General features: G+C 46.8%; 2 protein-coding genes and 1 pseudogene. All 3 read left to right on the top strand.

All coding sequences use genetic code 11. From position 1 onward, the window contains the following. The first annotated feature begins 29 nt into the window (after positions 1 to 29). The 3 genes and pseudogenes from CPT76_RS18785 to CPT76_RS18775 all read left to right on the top strand — a co-directional run bounded on the left by CPT76_RS18785 (position 30) and on the right by CPT76_RS18775 (position 3,135). Positions 30 to 167, top strand: a complete 138-nt coding sequence (locus CPT76_RS18785) for a metal-sensing transcriptional repressor (protein WP_374954688.1) — start codon at positions 30 to 32, stop codon at positions 165 to 167. Between the two features lie 248 nt (positions 168 to 415). Then, a pseudogene (locus tag CPT76_RS18780) lies at positions 416 to 2,876 on the top strand (heavy metal translocating P-type ATPase). Between the two features lie 52 nt (positions 2,877 to 2,928). Next, positions 2,929 to 3,135: a heavy-metal-associated domain-containing protein gene (locus CPT76_RS18775; protein ID WP_105443912.1), complete on the top strand. Its 207-nt coding sequence runs from the start codon at positions 2,929 to 2,931 to the stop codon at positions 3,133 to 3,135. Positions 3,136 to 3,232 lie beyond the last annotated feature (97 nt).

Genomic DNA, 3,232 nt, shown 5'->3' with positions numbered 1-3,232 from the left:
GCGATGATGTTCTAAACCAGATTGCTTCGGTGCAATCGGCTTTAAATGGGGTAGGTAAGCTTTTACTTGAGCATCACATGAAGAGCTGTGTTATCGATCGGATCCAAGAAGGTGACACTGAGGTGTTGGATGAGCTATTGAAGACCATGAATAAATTAATGAAATAAAGACCTTTAAAAGGCAGCGGTTATCACGCTGCTTTTTATTTTGGATCATTATATAGGGTACTGGGGTACACAAAAAAATTTCAGAAAAGTGTTGACTAATTATAGGGTAGGGGGGTATACTAAATACAAGGAAGTTGTTGGAAAGCAAAATAAACGCCTTAATATAACAATCCATGAAAAACAGTAATGTCATGCAAGTTTTAAAACTGTGAGAATGCATTTGCCATTATCCTCTAGGAGTGATGAACATGGAAGCCATAGCCGGAAAAGAGAGCAAACAGACGACGCTGCAAATTACAGGAATGACTTGTGCTGCATGCGCCAATCGTATTGAAAAAGGACTGAATAAACTGGAAGGTGTTTCTTCAGCCAACGTGAACTTTGCCTTGGAAAAAGCAAGTGTAACGTATGATCCAGGTAAGGTAGGCGTCGATAAGTTGGAGGAAACGATAAAAAAACTTGGGTATGATACGGCGAAAGAAGTCATTGATTTTAACCTCGAAGGAATGACCTGTGCTGCGTGTGCTAACCGTATTGAAAAAGGCTTGAGCAAACTTCCCGGGGTTACCAACGCATCCGTCAACTTTGCGATGGAAACGGCAAGAGTTGAGTATTCGCCAGCTGATATTACCGTTTCTGATATGCAGAATAAAGTCAAGCAGCTCGGTTATAAAGCGGTAACGAAGCAAGAGAACAAGAAAACGGTCGACCACCGGAAACAAGAAATTAAGCATCAGAAACGATTGCTGCTTTTATCGGCAATCTTGTCCCTTCCGTTGCTGTGGAGTATGGTGGCACACTTTTCGTTCACCTCGTGGATCTATATGCCTGAAATTTTGATGAACCCATGGTTTCAGCTCATTTTAGCAACACCGGTCCAATTTTATGTCGGAAAACAGTTCTATGTGGGGGCCTATAAGGCACTACGAAACGGAAGCGCCAATATGGACGTGTTGGTATCGCTAGGGACTTCAGCTGCTTATTTCTACAGTCTGTACCTGACGTTTGACTGGTTCACTGCAGGAGCGAACGCCCACCACGGTCCATCACTTTACTATGAAACAAGTGCGATCCTGATCACTTTAGTCATCATGGGTAAGCTGTTCGAATCGCTGGCCAAGGGCCGGACTTCCGAAGCCATCAAGTCCCTGATGGGACTTCAGGCGAAGACGGCACTGGTTGTACGCGATGGTCAGGAAATTACGATTCCGGTCGATGAAGTGATTGTCGGGGATATGGTTCTTGTACGGCCAGGAGACAAAGTTCCGGTTGATGGTGTGGTGCTCGAAGGAACATCCTCCGTGGATGAATCCATGTTAACCGGCGAAAGCTTACCCGTTGAGAAGACCGCCGGTGATGCCGTCATTGGAGCGACCATCAACAAAAATGGCATGCTCCGTATTAAAGCAACCAAAGTCGGCAAGGAAACTGCGCTGGCACAGATTATTAAAGTGGTTGAAGAAGCCCAAGGTTCCAAAGCCCCGATTCAGCGGGTGGCAGACGTGATCTCCGGTATCTTTGTTCCCATTGTGGTAGGTATTGCGGTGGTCGCTTTCCTGGTCTGGTACTTCTTGGTCACACCTGGCGAGTTTGCAGAGGCCTTGGAAAAAGCAATTGCCATCCTGGTTATTGCCTGCCCATGTGCGCTGGGGTTGGCAACTCCAACATCGATTATGGCCGGGTCGGGTCGTGCTGCAGAGCTCGGGATCTTGTTCAAAGGCGGAGAACACCTTGAACAGACTCATAAGATTGATGCCATTATCTTGGATAAAACAGGAACGGTAACGAAAGGTAAACCTGAACTTACGGATGTGCTTACAGAGATGGACGAAGTAGACTTCCTTAGATTCGTCGACGCTGCGGAGAAAAATTCGGAACACCCTTTGGCCGAAGCGATTGTGACCGGCATTCAGGAACGCAATATTTCCCTTCCTGGAACAGAGGCATTTGAAGCCATTCCAGGCTACGGAATCCAGGCTGTCGTCGAAGGAAAAGAACTGCTGATCGGTACTAGAAGATTGATGGAAAAATACGGTGTAGATGCTATGCATGCCTACGAAACGATGTCCAGACTTGAAGAAACGGGAAAAACAGCTATGCTCGTAGCGATCGATAAGCAATATGCCGGCATGGTTGCAGTGGCGGATACCATTAAAGAGACTTCTAAAGAAGCTGTCCAGCGCTTAAAAGGAATGGGCTGTCCAGCGCTTAAAAGGAATGGGCATTCAGGTGATCATGATCACAGGTGATAATGAGCGTACAGCCAAAGCGATCGCTGCCCAGGTTGGCATTGATCATGTACGTGCAGAAGTGTTGCCTGAGGGGAAAGCGGAAGAAGTTAAAGCCCTGCAGGCCCAAGGAAAAACCGTAGCCATGGTGGGTGATGGCATTAACGATGCTCCGGCATTAGCCACAGCCGATATAGGAATGGCTATTGGGACAGGAACGGATGTTGCCATGGAAGCGGCCGATGTGACCTTGATGCGTGGCGATCTGACGAGTATCCCGGACGCCATCTATATGAGCCGTAAAACGATGAGTAACATCCGCCAGAATTTATTCTGGGCGCTTGGTTATAACACTCTAGGCATTCCGATTGCAGCCATCGGACTGCTGGCACCTTGGGTAGCAGGAGCAGCGATGGCTCTGAGCTCCGTATCCGTTGTACTGAACGCACTTCGGCTGCAGCGTGTAAAAGTACGCAGCTAACGATTGCAGCAGAAACGATAAGATAGCCAACAGCAAGCGAAAGGAGGTGAATATGATGCAAGATGCAAACGTCAAAGTACATGGAATGAGCTGCCGTTCATGCATTAGTAAAATTGAAGAAACATTGAATTCCATCGGTGTGGAGGGAAAGGTTCATTTTGATCAAGGTACCGTTGAGGTCAAGTACGACGAATCAAAATTTACCCTTGGAGACATTAAGGATGTTATCCGGAGTAAAGGGTATGAGGTCGCTAATTAATATTGGGAAAAGGATGTGAGGGCATGTCGGCAAACGTAAAAATCTACACGATTCCCACCTGCAGTGATTGCAATCATGCGAAGCGATACTTCAAAGA

The sequence above is a fragment of the Paenibacillus sp. AR247 genome (assembly GCF_002968895.1).
Classification (GTDB): domain Bacteria; phylum Bacillota; class Bacilli; order Paenibacillales; family Paenibacillaceae; genus Paenibacillus_AQ; species Paenibacillus_AQ favisporus.
Note: the sequence above shows the minus strand (reverse complement) of the source record. Positions and strands in the feature narration are given on the sequence as shown.